The organism is Blautia sp. HCN-1074 (assembly GCF_037890165.1).
GTDB lineage: Bacteria > Bacillota > Clostridia > Lachnospirales > Lachnospiraceae > Blautia_A.
Window position 1 is genome coordinate 192,894 of sequence record NZ_JBBKBP010000004.1, and the last position, 20,417, is coordinate 213,310.

Sequence of the window (20,417 nt, forward strand, 5' to 3'; positions counted from 1 at the left end):
GAATATTCACAAATTCTTTTAGGTATTCATATTTATTTTTTTAACACTCTTTTTATTTTTATTTTTTTATGTTAAAATATAGAAAACGTGCAGTTTTCGTACATCTTGCTGTTCATTCTGTCTCTGCTTTTGGCAATCCAACACATGAACAGTAACAAAAAATCATTTCATTTAGGAGGGAATTAAATGGGACGACTTACTGTATTAAAACAAATCGCCGCTGATATCGCATCTCAGTTCGGGCCTGACTGTGAAGTAGTAATCCATGACCTGAAGACTTCAGAACCAGAGCATTCTATCGTGTATATTGTAAACGGGCATGTTACAAACAGAGATATCGGAGACGGACCATCCAGCGCGGTTTTTGATGCGATCCGTAATCAGGAGAAAGGAAAAGCCCCGGAAGACCATACCGGTTATTTGATGAAAACTTCCGACGGCAAGATTCTTAAATGCAGCACCTCCTACATCCATGACGATGACGGCACTCTTCACTATGTTTTCGGAATCAATTATGATATCACCAAACTTACCATGATCGAGTCCGCACTTCATTCTCTTGTCACTCCTGAAGACAAAGAAGAAAAGCCGAAAGAAATCACTCACAACGTTAATGATCTTCTTGACCATCTGATTGAAGAGTCTGTTGCACTTGTCGGTAAACCTGTAGCTCTGATGAATAAGGAAGATAAAGTTACTGCTATTCAATTCTTAAATGATGCAGGTGCATTCCTTATCACCAAATCCGGAGATAAAGTTGCAAATTACTTTGGCATCTCCAAATATACGTTATACAGTTATATTGATGTAAACAAATAGAAAAACTCCCTGGAATACTGTTTTTGCAGTATCTCAGGGAGTTTTTTTCTATATATCCAGGAACCAGAGGATAATTTATAATATCATGGCAGGAAATCATTTTTTCTTTTTGGCGCGAATGGTAACTATATGGTATAAATGGTAAGCAAATTAGGGGATAAGGGGTTGTGTTTGATTTGGGAATCTTTTATACTGAACATATATTATGATATTCCATATAATAATATTCCGGCTGATAGGGAATTTTCTGTCAGGCATTGGCAATGCACCTGATTTTCGTCGGAGTTACAGATGAATGGAGGTGCTGTTATGCTGGTGCAGGTTTTATCTGCTATTCACAATATAACTATCATGCTTTTCGGGATTTTTTGTTCCGCTTTTTTTCTTGGGGTGAAACCCAGACGCAAAAATATCCTGACTTTATTTCTGCTGTTTTGCGGACAGGGATCGTTATATATTATTGATTTTCTGATATTCGGGGAAACACTTGCCAATCAGTCTTATCCTTTGATCGTACATTTTCCTTTGATCTTATTCCTGACTTTTTATTACAAGTATCCTTTAATCTCTTCCGCAGTTTCCGTTTTCTCCGCATACCTATGCTGTCAGGTGAGTAACTGGATGGGATTATTCGCTCTACAAATAACAGAAGCCCAATGGTGTTATTATACTGCAAGAATCCTGACTACACTTGCCACATTTATCCTTCTGTACAAATATGTATTCCGCTCCACCCGGACACTCTTTTCCAAAGAGCCAAGAGAACTTTGCATCATAGGTTTTCTGCCTTTTGTTTATTATATTTTTGATTATGCCTCTACCAAATTTTCCAGTCTGCTTTATTCCGGAAATAAGGCAGTAGTTGAATTTATGGGATTTGCTTTCTGTAACGCTTATCTCGCATTTCTCATAATCTACTTCCGGGAATATGAAAACAAACAGGAATTAAAACAATACAGCACGCTTCGTGAAATTCAGGTTCAGTCCATGCAAAAAGAAATCGAACAGGTAAAAATAAGCAGCCAGAAACTTGCGATCCTTCGACATGATATGCGCCATCATCTGAATATCATTCTGACTCAGCTACAAAATGGACATTCAGAAAAAGTACAGGAATATATCAAAGAAATCAGCTCTGCATACGATGATACGATTATTTCCAACTATTCCAGAAATGAAATGTTAAATTCCGTAATCTCTATTTATCATTCTCGTTTCACAGATAAGGGCTTCTCTCTTGAATGTAATATTTCCACATCAAAAGAACTTCCCTGTTCTGACATTGCAGTCTGTACGATCCTGTCAAACGCACTGGAGAATGCCATGCATGCTCTGGAACAGATGAACATTGTTTCAAAGCGGGCCAGACTTATTGTTTCTCAGAAAAAAGAACATCTGCTGATCCAGCTCGAAAATCCTGTAGAGAAAATTCCGGAGTTTGTTGATGGTGTTCCTGTTTCCAACAGAGATGGACATGGAATCGGAGTAAAAAGCATCATTTATTACGTTGAGCAGTTACATGGACAATGTCATTTTTCTGTCTCTGAACATTGCTTTGTTCTGAGAATTATCATCTGATGTTTTGGTATACAGATTTTAGCAATTCCGGAAAAATACCGGAGTTGCTATAAAATGGTTTTACATAATCTTATAGAAAGGTCTTATAATTTATGAAAATAGCAATCTGTGATGATGAACTATCTTCCATTCAGGAAATACGCTCTCTTCTGACGCACTGGGCGGTCAGACACGATCTGTCTTTTACCTTGTATCAATATTCCAATGGAGACGATCTGCTTCTTGCTTTGAAACATACTTCTATGGATCTGATCATTCTGGATATTATCATGCCGTTACTAAATGGGCTGGATACAGCCAGAGAGCTTAGAAGTGAGGGTATTACTGTTCCACTTATCTTTCTAACCTCATCGAGGGATTTCGCTTTGGAATCTTATGAAGTAAAAGCTTTAAATTACCTGCTTAAACCAATAGACAGCCGGAAGCTCTTCTCTGTCCTGGATGATTTTCTGAAGAATTTTGAAAGCTCTGCCGAAACTTTTACTGCACATACCGCAAACGGTTTCTGTAAAATAGCACTCAATGATGTAGATTATCTGGAAGCACAGAATAAATGGGTGCTGGTATATCTCTCTGACGGAAAAGTCCAAAAACTACGTGAACAGTTTTCGAAATGCGAAGGGATCTTTACCCCTGAAAAGGGGTTCTTTAAGTGTCACCGCAGTTATATTGTAAACCTTTCACGCATCCGGCAGTTCACAAGAACACAGATTACTACTGCATTTTCTTCCTCTGTCCCAATTTCCAGGAACAGCTACGCCGCATTTAAGGATGCATATTTTGCATTTATGTTTGACTCAGGAACAAATTTCACAACTCTTGATTAATTTGATTAGTTCTTTACTTTTCCATCTCATGCGCCTGTTTATAAATTTCACAGGCAGCATGATTTACACATCTGTCATGTGCACAGTCCATAAATGTTAATGTTCTTTTGCCTCCTTCTACAGTATACTCGCAGCAAACCGTCTGCGCCCCATTACACGTTCTACAAAATCCCGAAATAAATTCTTCTTCAATTTCCATAATTCTTCTCCTATCTCATATAATAATGTTAAGGTAAAAAGATCTTTTCTCCCTGACTTGATGTCTATGTCAAATTTTCTCTTATCTCGTTAAAATTGTAGCAATATTCACAATTTTTCCATTTAATTTCGTATTTTTATTGCATTTTATTACAAACAGATTTATAATCAGTATAACATAAAAATATGCGGAAATGCCAAAATATAATGAAAAAGAGGGAAAATGTTATGAACAAAGAACTATATGACGAAGCGGTGCGCTCTAACACTCTTTCAAAGAATCTGATTGCTGAATTAATGGAGAGCATGAACTACAGCAGTATTTCATTTATCAACTGGACTGTAGAAGTATTGAAGATTATCAAAACACGACTGGAACGTGGAGATAAGATTACAGATGAAGTGTCTAAAATTACTTACGATATGAAATCTTTCCGTAAATTCGTAGAGACTAATTTCTCTTCCTATATTACAAGCCAGGTTTTCGATGCCCCTGACAAAGCCGAGAAAGTATATTTTTCTCTTGAAGCATCCGAAGACGGACATACTTACAATATGGTCATGACAAGTTCTTCAAAGAATAAAACATATAAGTGGATCTCCAGTCTCAGCGAGCGCTTCTCATTAGTTGAAATGATTGCTACCGGAATTGTATACCTGAAAGATAATAAAACAAATACATATCAGCCATTTATTTCCAAAAACGGTAAATACTGCAGATATGATGTAGAAAAGGGACAGATCATAGAATTATAACCTTAAGTCTATTGCCGATGAATATTTACAATTGAATCAAAGGACAAATAAATGCTTCTGACAAACTTAAGAATATCATTAATAACAAAATTTATTAAAAAAATCCCCCGCTTAATGGCGAGGGATTTTAATTTAATCATATTCAGATTAGTTGTTGATGAGTTTGTCTTCACCATTCCAGCTGTAAAGTTTACGGATTTCTTCGCCAACTTTTTCAGACTGATGCTCGGAAGCTTTCTTTCTCATAGCTTTGAAGTGAACCTGTGCACCTGCATCAGACATATCAAGTAAGAAGTCTTTTGCAAATGTACCATCCTGGATATCAGAAAGAATTTTCTTCATAGCTTTCTTTGTATCTTCTGTGATGATCTTAGGTCCTGTGATGTAATCGCCATATTCAGCAGTGTTGGAGATAGAATATCTCATTCCTGCGAATCCTGACTGATAGATCAGGTCTACGATCAGTTTCATTTCATGAATACATTCAAAGTATGCATTTCTTGGATCATAACCAGCTTCAACAAGTGTTTCGAAACCTGCCTGCATAAGTGCGCAAACACCACCGCAAAGTACAGCCTGCTCACCGAAGAGGTCTGTCTCTGTCTCTACACGGAATGTAGTTTCAAGAAGACCAGCTCTTGCTCCGCCGATTCCAAGACCATATGCCAGTGCAAGATCCTGAGCTTTTCCTGTATAATCCTGCTCTACAGCGATAAGACAAGGTGTTCCTTTTCCAGCCTGATACTCACTTCTTACTGTGTGACCAGGTGCTTTAGGAGCGATCATAGTAACATCAACATTCTTTGGTGGTTTAATGCATCCGAAGTGAATGTTGAAACCATGAGCGAACATCAGCATATTACCTTCCTCAAGATTTGGCTCAATGGATTCTTTGTAAAGCTTAGCCTGTAATTCATCGTTGATAAGAATCATGATAATATCAGCCTGTTTAGCTGCTTCTGCTGCTGTATATACCTTAAAGCCCTGCTCTTCAGCTCTCTTCCAGGATTTGCTGCCTTCGTACAGACCGATAATGACATCACATCCGGATTCCTTTAAGTTCAGAGCATGTGCATGTCCCTGGCTTCCGTATCCAATAATTGCAATTTTCTTACCATCCAGTAAGCTTAAATTACAATCTTCCTGATAAAAAATCTTGTTAGCCATTTTATTTTCCTCCTGCTAATCGTAAAAAAAATTTATCGTTAAGGGATCTAGGCCCCTAGCAAACTTAACAAAATATATTCTGTTCCCTGAGATATGTAAATATGTAAATATTTAAATAACACTCTCTCATTCACTCTTACAGATAAGTAACATCCTCCGAACCTCTTGACAGTCCGGTCATTCCGGTACGTGCAAGTTCAAGAATTTCATAATCTCCCATCAGTTCAAGGAATGCTTCCAGTTTCTTGTAATTGCCTGTCATCTCCAGAATCATGGAATCCACACTTACGTCTGCAACCTTTGCATGGAAAACATCCGCAATGGAAATAAGACTCTGTCTCTGCTCCGGCTTCGCTGCCACTTTAATCATCAGTAATTCATGGCATACACTGTTATCCGGTTCAAGAATCTTGATTTCTCTTACATCTACAAGCTTGGCAAGCTGATTCGTAATCTGTTCCAGGATCAGTTCATCCCCGCTGCACACAACGGTAATTCTGGAAAAGCGTTCGTCCGCTGTCACACCTCCGGTAATGCTGTCGATGTTGTAGCCTCTGCGGCTGAATAGTCCAGATACTCTGGTTGTTACACCTGCTGTGTTATCTACTAACAGGGATAATACTCTCTTCTGCATGTTCCACCTGCTTCCATCGTGCATCCTTTCAGCACGTTAATATAATAAATAGCTCGTATGGTTATCATTATATCAATAATCATAATTTTGTCAATAAATTTTTCACACAAAAACAAATGTCTTTCTATGACAGCTTTTGTAGATTTTTTCGTTACCGGGCAAGAAGCGAACAGTAACATTTTTTCTGTCTATATCAGATACTTGTCCCTGAGTTCTTCCACCATCTTTGGTTTCAGATAAAATACCTCCTGGAAAAACTTTTCCATAGAGCCATATTTCAGCTTTATCATTTCAAATACGATTCTGAGATATTCCTCTTTTACTTCATAAAAGGTCTGCAGTTTTCTCTGCATATTTTCATCTGCTTCCGGCCAGGTCTGCAGAAGTCTCTGCATATATAGGAAATCCTTTGCCAGATACCGGTTCGTGCGCAGATAATCTTCATAGATGATCCGGTCCTCAACGCCAAGCAGGCTCAGAAGAAATGCCGTTCCGAGTCCGGTGCGATCTTTTCCTGTCTCACAGTGCCAGAGAACGGCTCCTGTCTCCTGCTGGAAAAGAATATCTATAAACCTGGCATATTGTTTCAACACCAGCTGATCTTCGCACAAATTTCTGTACTGTGTCCGCATATACATTTCTACATCATCCGGCATTTTATCCAGCCAGTCCAGAAGTTCTTCTTTGTTGCTGATCTTCTGTATAGCTTCATCTACGACTGGCACATGATAGTACTCCACATCTGCCATGATCGTATCCGGTCTGCACTTACGTTCCACTGAAGAGCGCAGGTCAATAATTATTTTCAGATTATATTCTTCCACCAGTCTGGTCTTGTCTGCGTTGGACAGATGGTATAACTCCCCGCTTCTTAAAAGCCGTCTTGGCAGAATATGTCTGCCATCCGCAGTCGCAATCGCACCAAGATCCCTGGTATTCGAAAGGCTCTGAAGAAGGATTCTTCCTCCCTTTGGAAATCCGGACGCCATATCCGGGTTTAAGATTCTAAGAATTCGGATGCACTCATAGATTTCCTTCTCTGTCATATCAAATTTGTATCTTTTCTTACGTCTGGTAACGATTACAAGATAATTCACACTCAGCTGCCTGTCATCGCCCTCATCTGAGCCCTCTTTTCTCATATAAGCCCATACGATGTCTTTGCATGGAAGGCTGTTTATCATCATGTGTCTGGTAAAAACCAGAAATCCATCTTCAATTCGTATTTTTCCGTACTTCATGTTCCACCACTCCACTATCTACGGTTTTATTGTTTTTTCATAACAATCTCTTTTTTAGGATAGCATAGAAATCCTGATTTGACAATTCCTGTCAATCGTTTATAATCTAGTTATTCTTCTGAAAGGATACATAATTATGGAAAATCTTGTTTTCTGTCTTAACGCCACGATTCCCATCTTTCTGACATTGATGCTGGGACTTTTTTTCAGGCGGATCGGGCTTTTTGATGACATTTTTGTCAGCCGGTTAAACAAATTTGTATTTAATGCCGCATTGCCCGCTCTCTTGTTTCTGGACATTGCGAAATCTGATTTCTACAGTGTCTGGAATACAAAGTTCGTATTATTCTGTTTCTTTGTAACCCTGATCAGCATCGGAATCTCCACAGGACTTTCTTATCTGCTGAAGCCGCGCAACATTCAGGGTGAATTTATCCAGGCATCTTACCGAAGCAGTGCAGCGATCCTTGGTATTGCCATTATCCAGAATCTCTACGGAAACGCCGGAATGGCTCCGCTTATGATCATCGGAAGCGTGCCTCTTTACAATATCATGGCCGTCACAACACTTTCGCTCTTCGCTCCCGGCGGTGGAAAGCTTGATACGGCAAAACTTATCAAAACTCTAAAAGGAATCGCCACAAATCCTATCATCCTCGGAATTCTGACCGGTATGATATGGTCATTACTGCATTTCCCGATGCCGGCGATTCTCGAAACTTCCGTAAATAATCTCGGAAAAACAGCTACTCCTCTTGGACTGATGGCCATGGGCGGCGCATTGAAATTCGGCAAGGCATTTGCAAGACCAAAACCGCTGATTGCCTGTACTTTCTTAAAGCTGGCAGGATATGAGGCAGTATTTCTTCCGATTGCCGTGATGCTTGGCTTTTCCCATGATATGCTGGTAGCGATCATTATCATGCTGGGTTCTGCCACAACTGTAAGCTGCTATATCATGGCAAAGAACATGAATTACGATGGAGATTTTACCTCCGGTGTCGTTATGACTACCACTCTGTTCAGTTCGTTTACCATGACAATCTGGCTTTATATATGCAGAAGCCTGGGACTTATTTAATCCCAGGCTTCTTTTTTTATTGCTTTTATATTTTTCAGTACTCTTTTTCATTCGCTGCCTCTATCAGACAATATCCGGAATGATTTTTATCCGGCTTATATAAGTCCCAGATATTCAAGACCATTCCGGATTCCGTAATGGAACATATCCTGCGTGATATAATCTGCCAGTGCTTTTATCTTCTCTGAACCATTTCCCATCGCAACTTTCACAGCTGCGTATTCAAACATCGCCAGATCATTATTGCTGTCTCCGAATATGATCGTATCTTCCCATGGGATATCAAAGAGTTTACAGACTGCGGCAATTCCCACTGCTTTGTTAAATCCTTTCGGAACCAGTTCAATCGTCGTTCCTGCGATTCCGGAATTGCTCTCATGACGGATAATGTCATAATATTCGCCAAGCTCCCTGCACGCAGCTTCTGCATCGCAGCCCTTCACCATCTTGGCACTGATCTTATTGATCTTCATACAGTCTTCATTTCCTCTGATTGGTCTCCATTTTGATCCGAGGGACTCTGTGATTAAGTCACAATACCAATTGATATCTGTATTATACTCATCTTTGTCATAATACATGAAATCTGCGCCTTCCATCACAGGAACCAGACCGTATTTACGAAGAATTTCCACAGACAGTTTCGCAACTTCCGGCGTCATTTCTTTATTAAACAGGCGCTTTCCATCTTTTTCTATGGTTGCTCCGCAAGCACTGATCATTCCTGTAAAGGGAAGTTCTTCCAGATACCAGGATACAAAAGCTCTGCTTCTTCCTGTACAAAGCCAGGCTTCATGGCCGTTTTCTCTTAGCTTTTTCAGTGCTTCTTTAGTGCTGGCAGGAACTCCCTTTTCCATATCACAGAGAGTTCCGTCTGCGTCAAAAAATACTGCTTTTTTCTCTGTACTTCTGCTCATGTGCTGTTCTCCTCTATTTATGCAAACAGTACTGCTGCTGCCTTTGCAAGGCTCTCGGTATCCTTTGCACCTGTAGTCTCATATACAGAATGCATGGCAAGCTGGGCAAGGCCGATATCTACTGTTTTCATCGGCACCTGTGTATTGGAAATATTTCCAAGCGTTGAACCGCCTGCCATATCGGAACGGTTTACAAATGTCTGATACGGCACTTCTGCTCTGTCACAGATGTCTTTAAAGATTGCGGCAGAAACACCATCTGTACAGTATTTCTGATTTGCATTATATTTGATCACAATTCCGCCATTTAATACCGGGCGGTTTACCGGATCTGTTTTGTCCGTATGATTTGGATGAAGTGCGTGAGCATTGTCCGCTGAAACCATAAAGCTGTCTGCAAGAGTCATCAGATATTCCTCCTGCGTTCTGCCAAGTCCCATATTAATCCTCATCAACGTATCCTTCAGGAAAGTAGACGCAGCCCCCTGTTTCGTAGTGCTGCCCACTTCCTCATTATCCAGCACGCAATGCACCGCAATACTTTCCTTGCGCTCTCCACGCAGAAATCCCTCCAGAGATGCAAATGCACACTGAATATCATCCAGTCTCGGCGCAGAGATAAATTCCTCATTCGCACCCCAGACCGTTCCCGGAGTCCTGTCATATAAAAAGAGATCATGACCAAGAATATCCTCTTCTGCCACATCTGCCTCTGCAGCCATAAGCTTCATAAAACTGCCTTTACCATCATAATCACTGTAAAGAGGCAGCATATCTTTCTGTACATTGTATTTATAGCCGTCATTCACCTCACGATTCATATGAATCGCAAGATTCGGAATAACCAGAAGATCCTTATCCACAGCAACAAGTTTCTCCTGAATCTCTCCGTTTTTGCGCACGATCAGACGACCTGCCACGGACAACGGTCTGTCAAACCATGGAGCAAGAAGCATGCCACCGTAGCGCTCTACGTTCAGCTTGATATATGCTTTCTCCACTTCCATCTCAGGATTCTCTTTGATCTTTAATGCCGGAGAATCACTGTGACTCGCCATAATGTGAAATTTCCATGCCGGTTTCTTTGGAATGCTGAAAGCTATGACAGCAGAGTGATTTCTGGTTACAAAATAGTTTCCGCCAGCTTTCAAATCCCAGTGTTTCTCTTCTTTTAATTCCTTAAAGCCTTCCTTCTGCAGTCTCTGGCTCATTTCTTCGACTGCCTGAAACGCGGTCGGACTCTTCTGGATAAATTTTAAAAGTTTTTTTGCTGTTTTTTTGTACATGCTATCAGTCCTTGATAATCAGCGCCATAAATACAAGGTCTGTATTTCCTGTATTGGCAAGACCATGACCATGATTGTCTGGTGTGAAAGTGATATCTCCGGCTTTTACCGGGCGGTATTTACCATTGTCGTTATATTCACCCTGGCCCTGGATAATATAATAAGTTTCACTTTCACCATGATGTTCATGATATCCAAGTGAACATCCCGGCTCAAGAGTCACCTGTGCATAAAGGCCGCATTTGCCGTTTAACTGCTCTGCGTCAAGGATTTCTTTGATAATTACGTGACCATTTCCACCTGCCATATGTTCTTCGCGTCTGATTTTCATTGTGTTGTCCTCCTGTATAACATTTTTATTTAACTTCTTTTCTAATAACAGTTTCTATCATATCACTGTTTCGGTGAAATAGCAAAATAAAGTATTAGAACCAGCCCGGGACGGGATGTTGTTTTTGTGCGCATTTGAAGGTTCATTGTAGTTCTTAGTATTTGGGAAGACGCGTTATTCAGAAATTGCTCACGTGTCTGAGCGAAGCGAGTTTGAGCAATTTCTGAATGGTTTTAGCGGCTTTCCAAATGCTTAGAAATACAATGGTTCTGAAACTAAGCACAAAAACAACATCCCGTCCCGGGCGTCCCTTACCAAATTATTCTATTTATAAGTTTTTAATTCTCTCAATTGCCTCTAAAGTATTCTCATGTGTTCCAAACGCAGTAAGTCTGAAGAAACCTTCCCCATGAGCACCAAATCCGGAACCCGGAGTTCCTACGATATTAGCTTTTTCAAGAAGATAGTCAAAGAACTCCCAGGAAGTCATCTTATCCGGTGTTTTCAGCCAGATATACGGAGCATTTACACCACCGGATACGGAATAGCCTGCTGATGCCAGACCTTCGTAGATGGCTTTGGCGTTACTCATGTAGTAACCTACCTGTTCTTTCAGCTGTGCTTTTCCTTCCGGAGAGTATACAGCCTCTCCTGCACGCTGTACGATGTATGGAGCACCGTTGAATTTTGTGCCATGGCGTCTTGCCCAGAGACTGTGAAGATCTACGCCGTCACGAACCAGATCCTTTGGTACAACTGTAAAGCCGAGGCGGACACCTGTAAAACCTGCATTTTTGGAGAAGCTGCGCAGTTCGATGGCGCAGGTTCTTGCTCCTTCACACTCATAGATGCTGTGCGGTACATTTTCTTCGGAAATGTATGCTTCATATGCTGCATCATAGATAATGACGGAGCCATTTTTATTTGCATAATCTACCCATTCCTGAAGCTGCGGTTTGGTGATGGCACCACCGGTTGGGTTGTTCGGGAAGCAAAGGTAGATAAGATCCGGTACTTCTTCAGGGAATTCCGGAAGGAAGCCGTTGGCTTCTGTACATGGCATATAGATTACGTTATCAAAGTTACCACGTTCTTTGTTGTATTCTCCTGTACGGCCTGCCATTACGTTTGTATCTACATATACAGGATATACAGGGTCGCACACTGCAATCTTGTTATCCAGTCCGAAGATTTCCTGGATATTTCCGGAATCGCTCTTTGCACCGTCAGAGACAAAGATTTCGTCTGCTTCAATGTCGCATCCTCTGTCTTTGTAGTCATTCTTTGCAATGGCAGATCTTAAGAATTCATAACCAAGATCTGGTGCATAGCCATGAAAAGTAGCTGCATCACCCATTTCATCTACAGATTTATGAAGTGCCTCAATGATTGCCGGAGCCAGAGGCTGAGTTACGTCACCGATTCCCAGTGAGATCACGTTTGCCTGTGAGTTGGCTTCTTTATATGCTTTTACTTTTTTTGCAATTGTGGAAAACAGATAGCTTCCCGGTAATTTCAGATAGTTGTGGTTTACTGTTACCATTTTGATTTCCTCCCTGGCATGTTTCGCAGTTTTTATATACCTGTCTACAGCAGGCTGCTGCTTTGCCTTTCCATTTCTGTTTGTGTCTTTTCTTCAAATATGTTTTATTCGAGTTTTATTATACTTAATTATTTAGCAATGTAAAGCCCCAAAGTATTTTCTGAGCATAATTTTTAATATTAACATTACTGTTCACTGCTAATATCCCGCGAGGTGTTTTTTGTGAGCGAAGGTCACAGAAAACCCGAGACATACTGCGCGAATTTATGCGATTAGCATAAATTCTGTGCATCGCGAAGCGTGTTGCTGTGAACAGAGTGAACAATAACATTTTTTACCCCGGGCATAATGTCCGGGGTGATTTATTTTATTTACGCTTCTCTACTTCTTTCATAAGTGTCTCGCGCGCACTTGCAGGATTTGCCTTGCCTTTCATCTCTTTCATGATCTGGCCTACAAAGAAGCCCATAACTTTATCTTTACCTCCCAGAAGTTCTGAAAGTGGTCCTGGGTTAGCATCCAGGATCCTGTTGATGGTTTCTTCCAGAAGTCCTGTGTCTTCTACAATCTTCAGACCATGTTCCTCAATGTAGGCTACAGGATCAATGTCTTCCGCAAAGACTTTCTCAAAAACTTTCTTGGCATTCTGGGGGCTGACTTCGGATTTTTCTACCATTACCAGAAGATCTGCAAGATGTTTCGGTGAGAAAGATACCTGTTCCGGATCCATAGCTTTATCTTTCATCAGGCGGAGTACCTCACCCATAAACCAGTTTGCTGTTTTCTTGGCATTTCCGTAAATAGCTGCTGTTTCTTCGAAAAGTCCTGCCAGATGACGGGATTCTGTAAGGATTCCTGCGTCATAAGCCGGAAGTCCGTATTCTTCCTGATAGCGGGCCTGTTTTGCTTCGCGAAGCTCCGGCTGCTCTGCCTTGATTTTTTCGATCCATGCATCAGAAATATGAATCGGAGGCAGATCAGGGTCAGGGAAATATCTGTAGTCTTTGGCATCTTCTTTAGAACGCATGGCATAGGAATATTCTTTGTTGTCATCCCAGCGGCGTGTTTCCTGTGTAACTGCCTTGCCTTCTTCGATCAGTTCAATCTGACGTTCTCTTTCGCCTTCGATTGCTCTGGCAATGGCTTTGAAAGAGTTCAGATTCTTCATCTCTGTTCTGGTTCCGAATTCTTCTGCTCCTACTTCACGGACAGAAAGGTTAACGTCTGCACGCATGGAACCTTCCTGAAGCTTACAGTCTGATACACCCAGATATTGCATCATACAGCGGAGTTTTTCAAGATAGGCGATTACTTCCTCTGAGCTTCTCATATCCGGCTCAGATACGATCTCAATCAGCGGTACACCGCTTCGATTATAGTCTACCAAAGAGCAGTCTTCCCATTCATCATGGATCAGTTTACCTGCATCCTCTTCCATATGCATTTCATGAATGCGGATTTTCTTTTTCCCTGCAGAGGTTTCAATCTCTACCCAGCCATCATGGCAGATTGGCAGGTACAGCTGAGAGATCTGATAGTTCTGCGGGTTATCCGGGTAGAAATAGTTTTTACGGTCAAATTTGCAGTACTGATTAATCTGGCAATTAGCTGCAAGCCCTGCTTTCAGGGCAAATTCTACTACTTTCTTATTCAGTACAGGAAGGGAACCCGGCATACCTGTGCAGACCGGGCATGTATGTGTATTGGGTGCTCCTCCGAATTCTGTGGAGCAGCCGCAGAAAATTTTTGTTTTTGTGGCGAGTTCTACATGGACCTCAAGTCCAATGACTGTTTCGTACTGTTTCATTATCTGATGCCTCCTTCTCCTGGTACGGCAAAGGAGCCGCGGCTGGTTTCATAAGCGTGTGCTGCACGCAGAATTTTCTTCTCCATGAAGCAGTCTCCGATCATCTGGATACCGATTGGAAGACCTTTGCTGTCTTTTCCACATGGGACTGTGACTCCCGGAAGGCCGCAGAGGTTAACTGCTACTGTGTAAATATCTCCAAGGTACATGGCAAGAGGGTCTTTTAAGCTCTCTCCGATTTTCGGTGCCGTAAATGGAGATGCAGGTGCAAGAAGTACATCATATTTACTGAATGCCTCGTTAAATTCTTTTTTGATCAGTGCTTTAGTACGGAGCGCTTTCAGATAATATGCATCATAATAACCGGAGCTTAACACGAAAGAACCAAGCATGATACGACGTTTTACTTCCTCTCCGAAAGCTTCTGTTCTTGTCTTTTTGTACATATCGTGGAGACCGTCATATTCTGCGGCACGATAACCATACTTTACGCCATCGAAACGTTCCAGGTTGGAACTTGCCTCTGCACTGGCGATAATATAATAGGCAGGAATCATATATTCCATAGTCTTGATGGAAAAGAATTCTACTTCTGCGCCCATCTCTTTAAGAGTATCAAGTACGCCCATAAAGGATGCTTTTACTTCCGGATCAAGTCCTTCTGCAAGATATTCTTCCGGAACACCAAATTTCATACCTTTGACATCTCCTGTCAGTTCTTTGGAGAACTGCAGGTCTTCTCTTTTCATGGATGTGCTGTCTTTTTCATCATGTCCTGCAATAATTTCCAGAAGGGCTGCGCAGTCAGCTACATCTTTGCCAACCGGACCAATCTGATCCAGAGAGGATGCGTAAGCTACCAAACCGTAACGGGATACCGTTCCATATGTTGGCTTGATTCCGGTCACGCCACAGTAAGAACTTGGCTGCCGGATAGAACCACCAGTATCAGAGCCGAGTGCCAGGTAAGTTTCTCCTGCTGCCACTGCTGCACAGGATCCACCGGAAGATCCGCCCGGTACATGTTCTAAATTCCATGGGTTTCTGGTAATGCCATAAGCAGAAGTTTCTGTGGTACTTCCCATGGCAAATTCATCCATATTTGTTTTTCCGATAATGACCAGTCCGGCTCTTTCCAGACGGTCAATAACTTCTGCATTATACTGCGGCACAAAATTCTCGAGAATCTTTGATGCACAGGTAGTTTTCTTTCCATTAATACAGATATTATCTTTAATCGCAATCGGTACACCTGCAAGAGGACTGGTATAAGTACCGTCCTCAATGCCTTTTTGTACTTCTTCTGCACGTTTATATGCTTCTTCTCTATATGTGTCAAGATAAGCGTGTACTTCTGAATCCTGTTTCTCAATCTGTTCAAAAACAGTTTTTACTCCATCCAGGACGCTGACCTGACGCTGTTTTATTTTTTCCCCAAGCTGCAGGGCTGTTAATTTCTCCAACTCCATTGTCCTGTCTCCTATCCTATGGTTTTCGGAACCTGATACTGTCCTTCTTTTGCTTTCGGTGCATTTGCCAGCATTGCTTCTTTGTTGTCTCCATTTGTGACAACATCCTCACGAAATACATTTTCGTCCTGGAAAATATGGGACATAGGCTCTACTTCCGATGTATCCAGTTCATCCAGTTTCTCTACATAATCAAGCATTTTCTGCATTTGGGCTTTTGCTTTTTCCTTTTCTTCTTCTGAGAGGGAAAGCTTGGCCAGGATGCAGACATTTTCCATTGTTTCATCATCTATGATCTTTGCCATGATTTTCTCCTTATATATGCTGTCTATAGCATTCTATATTGCTTTTATTTCTTTCTTCCCGGAATCAATCTGCCGCTTCCGGTCAATATATAGACAGCTTTCCAAATTTCTGACTCATTTACGGCTCCAGTCGGTTCATATCTCGCGGGAAGAGGCAGGTTTCACGAACATTCTCTTCGCCGATAAGCTGCATGGTCAGACGTTCCAGACCGATTCCCAGACCACCGTGAGGCGGCATGCCATGTTTAAAGGTATCCAGATACTGTTCCATACCTTCCTGTGTCATACCTCTGTCTTCAATCTTCTGTACCAGCATGTTGTAATCATGGATACGCTGTCCGCCTGTTGTAATCTCAAGGCCTTTGAATAACAGGTCAAAGCTTAAGGTAAATCTTGCGTCTTCCGGATCATCCATTGCATAGAATGGACGTTTCTTTGACGGATAATGTGTGACAAATACGAAATCTGAGCCATATTCTTCTTTGAAATACTGTCCGATCAATGCTTCTTCTTCCGGCTCCAGGTCAAATGGGTTTCTGATCTTACGGTTGTATTTCTGTGACACCAGTTCTTTGGCTACGTCAAAACGGACTGCCGGGATTTTGGACACGTCCGGGATTTCAAGCTTCAGGATCTGTACTTCTTTTGCATATTCTGTTTTCAGAAGGTTCATGGCATACTGCAGGAATCCTGTTTCCATTGCCATAATTTCTTCGAAGCTGTCAATATATCCCATCTCGAAGTCCAGACTGGTATATTCGTTTAAGTGACGTTTGGTGTTATGTTTCTCAGCACGGAATACAGGACCTGTCTCAAATACTCTGTCAAATACGCCAACCATCATCTGTTTGTAGAACTGTGGGCTCTGCGCAAGTACTGCAGGTTTGTGGAAGTAGCTGAATTTGAAAAGGTTTGCTCCACCCTCTGCTCCTCTGGCTCCGATCTTCGGAGTATGGATTTCTGTGAATCCCTGTCCGTAGAGATAATCACGGAATGCTTTTGTCAATGCTTCCTGGATTTTAAATTTGGAACGCTCCTGAATGTTTCTCAGGGAAATCGGTCTGTAGTTTAATTTTGCTTCCAGAGAAGTGTTCAGCTTCCATTTGTCGATTGCCATTGGAAGGGGCTCTGCAGGTGTTGATAAGATATCAATATGACGGATACGAAGTTCTCTTCCGTGGGGTGCTCTCTCTTCTTCATGCAGGATTCCCTTCACCCTGATCGTCATTGCTTCCTTCAATTCATGAATGGAAACATTTGCCATTTCATTTTCATAGACTGTCTGGAATAAACCTTCCCTTTTTCTAAGAATGATAAATGCCACATCACCCATATTACGGATGCTGTGAACAGCGCCTTCGATTACGGCTTCCTGGTTCAGGAGATTATTACCTACGAGTTCCTCCCAGGTATTGATTTCTTTTTTCCATGTTCCATCCATAAATTCCATTTCCTCATCCTCCATTTCTTCATTTCTGAAAACCTTTGTGATATCTCTATGAGTTTCATGTTCAAAAGTCTTTTCGTGCAGGCACGAACGACTTTCTGACCTTGAACCCCGGAATATCAAAAAGGCGTAATCAGAAAATCCGGAGACACTTATCCCCTGGACTCTCTGATTACGCCTTTGTAATCATTCTTCCCGTTATTATCTATTTTATGTTTGTTTATATTCTTTCTATATATAATATGATGTTAGGGCCAAAATGTATTTTGCCTCTAACTTGATATGAACAAAAAAATATTTTTTATATTACCACATATTCTGTCAAAATAATATCGTCATTTTTTACAAAATTTTCCTTATTATTTTCGGATATTTTATTTAGAACGTGTTTGAAAAATCAGATTTCATCATACATCAGCATAAGCAACATCTGTGCGGTTTCTACCATGTTGGTTCCTGAATCCATGCTGCATTTCTGGATGTGTCGATATGCTTCCTCTTCTGTCATCTGGTTTTTTTCCATCAGAAGGCGTTTGGCATTCGAGATATAATTCTGTTCTTTTTCTGATCTGGGCTTTGGTTTCTTCTTTTCTTTTTTTATCCGGCGTTCCAGGTGATAGAGCATGTCATTGACCGTATCTATCAGTACGCTTGCTTTCATCGGCATCTGGACAGTGCTGACAGAATTCGGTGCTTCATCTATAATACGCTGAGAAGCCAGAAGCAGCATTTCAAAATACTGTGGCAGGTCATCGAGAGCGTCTTTATAATAGGCATCTGTCAACTTATACCCACATATCAGGACACCACTGTCAAGCTCTGAGATACTGGCCAGCGCATTAGAGACAGAGCTGCAGACAGAGGCTACTGTGAGCCCATGTCTGTTAAGTATTGTGCGGATTTTCTTTGCGTCTTCGATTTTCGGTAACGCAATCACAATGCTGCTGCTCATAACTCTGCCTCTCCTCTTTCTGTTACAGCCTGAGTCCCCACCCACTGCTTATTGCTTTTCGCAACCTCCGCAGGGGACTTGCTTGATTTTGATCAAGCGGATATTCGCAATCTCCACAGGGGACTTACTTGATTCGGTTAAATTCTGTATAAGTATTCCTCGATTTCCCAAGCTGAAATTTCTCTTGTATAACGCAGCCATTCTTTTTTCTTGGCTGCTGCGTATTCTTTACAAAATTCTGTTCCAAGTACTTCTTTGATCCAGTCACTCTGTTCAAAGTAATCAATTGCTTCGTTTAAATTTCCCGGAAGATTCTCAATCTTCATTGTTTTCTGGTCTGTTTCAGATAGCTCTCTGCTGGAGGACTTGGTCGGATAAATCTTCTTATGGATTCCATCCAGTCCTGCTGCCAGACATACTGCAAATACCAGATACGGATTTGCTGCTGCATCCGGACTTCTCAGCTCGATCCTTGTTTCCATACCTCTGGATCCCGGAATTCTTACCAGGGAATTCTGGTTATTCTTTGTCCATGTCAGTTCTGTCGGTGCTTCATATCCGGGAACCAGACGTTTATAGGAATTTACAATAGGATTGGTGATCAGTGCCATCTCTTTGCTGTGAGCCAGAAGACCACCTACAAAGTAATAAGCTTCTTCACTTAATTCCTGGGGATTTCCCGGATTGACGAATACATTTCTTCCATCTTTAAATAAGAAGAAATGAATGTGCATTCCAGAGCCGTTTACTTCTGCCCGCGGTTTCGGCATAAAAGTCGCATGAAGGCCATGACGCTTGGCAATAGTACGGACTGTCATTTTGAATGACATAACCCTATCTGCAATAGTACGCACTTCACCGTATTTAAAATCTACTTCATGCTGGGCAGGTGCAGTTTCATGGTGGGAGGATTCCACCTCAATTCCCATGTCTTCCAGATTTAATACAATATCACGTCTTGCGTTTTCACCTAGATCCACAGGACTGACATCCAGATATCCTGCCTTCTCATGTGTTACAGTGGTCGGAACTCCGTTATCATCTGTATGAAAAAGGAAAAATTCACATTCCGGATCTACCAGACAGGTATATCCCTCCTTCTTTGCCTCCCGGGCAGTTTTCTTCAGAATATATCTCGGACTTCTCTCATGAGGGGTTCCGTCCGGACAATAGATGTCGCATAACAGTCTGGCAACTTTTCCCTGCTGTGGTCTCCACGGAAGGATTGCAAAAGTGTCAAGATCCGGTCTTAAATACATATCCGGTTCAGACTCTCCTGCGATTCCTGCTATAAAGGAACCATCTACGATACATCGGTTATCCAGTGCACGGGGAAGTTCCCGGGCAGTTATGGCGATGTTTTTCAGCGTTCCGAACATATCTGTGAACTGGAGACGGATAAATTCCACGTCTTCCTCCTCAGCCATCTGTAATATTTCTTCTCTGGTATAATTCCCCATTTTCACTCACTCCTTGTCAGCATAATTTCTGCTGTTTTTGCATTCTTAATAATTCTTCGATACAGTTTTGTCCTGTCTGGAAATTTTATAGATTCTTTTGATATAATGATATAAAAAATGGCGCACTTTCTACAGTTACTTTTCTATAGAAAGAACGCCTTTGTTCATGTAGGCAATTATAACAATGTACCTGTTCTTTGTCAACTGCTTATTTTTTCATCGGCTCTTTCCATGTTACTGTGCATTCCGCTCTCAATAACATGCTTTGCTGCTTACATATAATTGCTATTTTGAGAATACCGCATCATTCCTCGAAAGAAGATATACGCAATACTGATTCCCTCGGTTCATGGATTTCTACCCCTTCTTCTAATGCAGCTTCAAGCCATGCTTTTTTTTCATCCAGGGCATTTGAAATTGCACTTTCTACTATTTCCCTTACCATTTCTACATATACTTTCTTTATCGGCTCATGTTTTGGTATTGTAATAGGCATACATCCAGACTTTTTAAATGTATAATGACTGCTTCCACTTCTCGGAACATTCATAAATAAATTTTTTCGTTTGTCATAAGCTCCTCCCACTGCCTTTAGGGAT

General features: G+C 41.3%; 19 protein-coding genes and 2 pseudogenes. 5 read left to right on the forward strand and 16 right to left on the reverse strand.

The window, feature by feature from the left end; genetic code table 11:
- Window positions 1–186 precede the first annotated feature (186 nt).
- The 3 genes from WKT11_RS05865 (at window position 187) to WKT11_RS05875 (ending at window position 3,224) form a co-directional block, all read left to right on the forward strand.
- Window positions 187–819 carry a helix-turn-helix transcriptional regulator gene (locus WKT11_RS05865; protein WP_117674688.1) on the forward strand — a complete coding sequence of 211 codons (633 nt, stop codon included), beginning with the start codon at window positions 187–189 and terminating at the stop codon, window positions 817–819.
- Between the two features lie 621 nt (window positions 820–1,440).
- Entirely contained in the window at window positions 1,441–2,397 is a 957-nt protein-coding gene (locus tag WKT11_RS05870) for a sensor histidine kinase (RefSeq protein ID WP_243009654.1), read from the forward strand.
- Window positions 2,398–2,489: 92 nt separating this feature from the next.
- Window positions 2,490–3,224: a LytR/AlgR family response regulator transcription factor gene (locus tag WKT11_RS05875; protein ID WP_118247438.1), complete on the forward strand. Its 735-nt coding sequence runs from the start codon at window positions 2,490–2,492 to the stop codon at window positions 3,222–3,224.
- Between the two features lie 13 nt (window positions 3,225–3,237).
- Here WKT11_RS05875 and WKT11_RS05880 read toward each other — a convergent pair whose 3' ends face one another.
- Entirely contained in the window at window positions 3,238–3,423 is a 186-nt protein-coding gene (locus WKT11_RS05880; RefSeq protein WP_117674685.1) for a hypothetical protein, read from the reverse strand.
- 227 nt (window positions 3,424–3,650) lie between these two features.
- On the opposite strand from WKT11_RS05880, the gene WKT11_RS05885 reads away from it, so the two are divergent.
- Window positions 3,651–4,178 (forward strand): hypothetical protein, encoded by a 528-nt coding sequence (locus WKT11_RS05885; protein ID WP_117674684.1) that lies wholly within the window; start codon window positions 3,651–3,653, stop codon window positions 4,176–4,178.
- 147 nt (window positions 4,179–4,325) lie between these two features.
- Here WKT11_RS05885 and ilvC read toward each other — a convergent pair whose 3' ends face one another.
- From ilvC to WKT11_RS05900, 3 genes are all read right to left on the reverse strand, one after another.
- Window positions 4,326–5,345, reverse strand: coding sequence for a ketol-acid reductoisomerase (gene ilvC / locus WKT11_RS05890; protein WP_055153673.1), 1,020 nt, complete (start codon window positions 5,343–5,345; stop codon window positions 4,326–4,328).
- Window positions 5,346–5,481: 136 nt separating this feature from the next.
- Complete coding sequence (ilvN, locus tag WKT11_RS05895; protein WP_117674683.1) at window positions 5,482–5,979, reverse strand: acetolactate synthase small subunit; 498 nt, start codon at window positions 5,977–5,979, stop codon at window positions 5,482–5,484.
- A 188-nt stretch (window positions 5,980–6,167) separates the two neighbouring features.
- The gene (locus tag WKT11_RS05900; RefSeq protein ID WP_178760864.1) at window positions 6,168–7,220 is read right to left on the reverse strand and encodes a tyrosine-protein phosphatase; all 1,053 of its coding nucleotides are present in this window, start codon (window positions 7,218–7,220) and stop codon (window positions 6,168–6,170) included.
- 136 nt (window positions 7,221–7,356) lie between these two features.
- Here WKT11_RS05900 and WKT11_RS05905 point away from each other — a divergent pair, with 136 nt between their 5' ends.
- Window positions 7,357–8,301: an AEC family transporter gene (locus WKT11_RS05905; protein WP_117674682.1), complete on the forward strand. Its 945-nt coding sequence runs from the start codon at window positions 7,357–7,359 to the stop codon at window positions 8,299–8,301.
- Window positions 8,302–8,396: 95 nt separating this feature from the next.
- Here the strand turns inward: WKT11_RS05905 and WKT11_RS05910 are convergent, their stop codons facing one another.
- The 12 genes and pseudogenes from WKT11_RS05910 to WKT11_RS19965 form a co-directional block, all read right to left on the reverse strand.
- Window positions 8,397–9,218, reverse strand: a complete 822-nt coding sequence (locus tag WKT11_RS05910) for a Cof-type HAD-IIB family hydrolase (RefSeq protein ID WP_117674681.1) — start codon at window positions 9,216–9,218, stop codon at window positions 8,397–8,399.
- Between the two features lie 17 nt (window positions 9,219–9,235).
- Window positions 9,236–10,504 (reverse strand): M18 family aminopeptidase, encoded by a 1,269-nt coding sequence (locus WKT11_RS05915; RefSeq protein ID WP_117674680.1) that lies wholly within the window; start codon window positions 10,502–10,504, stop codon window positions 9,236–9,238.
- Window positions 10,505–10,508: 4 nt separating this feature from the next.
- A complete protein-coding gene (locus WKT11_RS05920; RefSeq protein WP_117674679.1) occupies window positions 10,509–10,835 on the reverse strand; it encodes a cupin domain-containing protein in 327 nt (108 codons plus the stop codon).
- A 328-nt stretch (window positions 10,836–11,163) separates the two neighbouring features.
- Window positions 11,164–12,378, reverse strand: coding sequence for an LL-diaminopimelate aminotransferase (locus tag WKT11_RS05925; RefSeq protein WP_117674678.1), 1,215 nt, complete (start codon window positions 12,376–12,378; stop codon window positions 11,164–11,166).
- A 367-nt stretch (window positions 12,379–12,745) separates the two neighbouring features.
- Complete coding sequence (gene gatB, locus WKT11_RS05930; RefSeq protein ID WP_278277946.1) at window positions 12,746–14,188, reverse strand: Asp-tRNA(Asn)/Glu-tRNA(Gln) amidotransferase subunit GatB; 1,443 nt, start codon at window positions 14,186–14,188, stop codon at window positions 12,746–12,748.
- Window positions 14,185–15,654, reverse strand: coding sequence for an Asp-tRNA(Asn)/Glu-tRNA(Gln) amidotransferase subunit GatA (gatA, locus tag WKT11_RS05935; RefSeq protein WP_117674676.1), 1,470 nt, complete (start codon window positions 15,652–15,654; stop codon window positions 14,185–14,187). The genes gatB and gatA overlap by 4 nt, the downstream gene beginning before the upstream one ends.
- Window positions 15,655–15,665: 11 nt before the next feature.
- Complete coding sequence (gene gatC, locus WKT11_RS05940; RefSeq protein ID WP_019161228.1) at window positions 15,666–15,959, reverse strand: Asp-tRNA(Asn)/Glu-tRNA(Gln) amidotransferase subunit GatC; 294 nt, start codon at window positions 15,957–15,959, stop codon at window positions 15,666–15,668.
- Between the two features lie 118 nt (window positions 15,960–16,077).
- Window positions 16,078–17,409, reverse strand: a complete 1,332-nt coding sequence (gene aspS, locus WKT11_RS05945) for an aspartate--tRNA(Asn) ligase (RefSeq protein WP_117674675.1) — start codon at window positions 17,407–17,409, stop codon at window positions 16,078–16,080.
- Between the two features lie 394 nt (window positions 17,410–17,803).
- Window positions 17,804–18,358, reverse strand: a complete 555-nt coding sequence (locus WKT11_RS05950) for an ANTAR domain-containing response regulator (RefSeq protein WP_055153468.1) — start codon at window positions 18,356–18,358, stop codon at window positions 17,804–17,806.
- A 137-nt stretch (window positions 18,359–18,495) separates the two neighbouring features.
- The gene (locus tag WKT11_RS05955) at window positions 18,496–19,818 is read right to left on the reverse strand and encodes a glutamine synthetase family protein (protein WP_117674674.1); all 1,323 of its coding nucleotides are present in this window, start codon (window positions 19,816–19,818) and stop codon (window positions 18,496–18,498) included.
- Between the two features lie 285 nt (window positions 19,819–20,103).
- A pseudogene (locus WKT11_RS05960) lies at window positions 20,104–20,254 on the reverse strand (toxin-antitoxin system HicB family antitoxin); the annotation flags it as partial.
- Window positions 20,228–20,417: pseudogene (locus WKT11_RS19965) on the reverse strand (hypothetical protein); the annotation flags it as partial. The pseudogenes WKT11_RS19965 and WKT11_RS05960, both read right to left, overlap by 27 nt.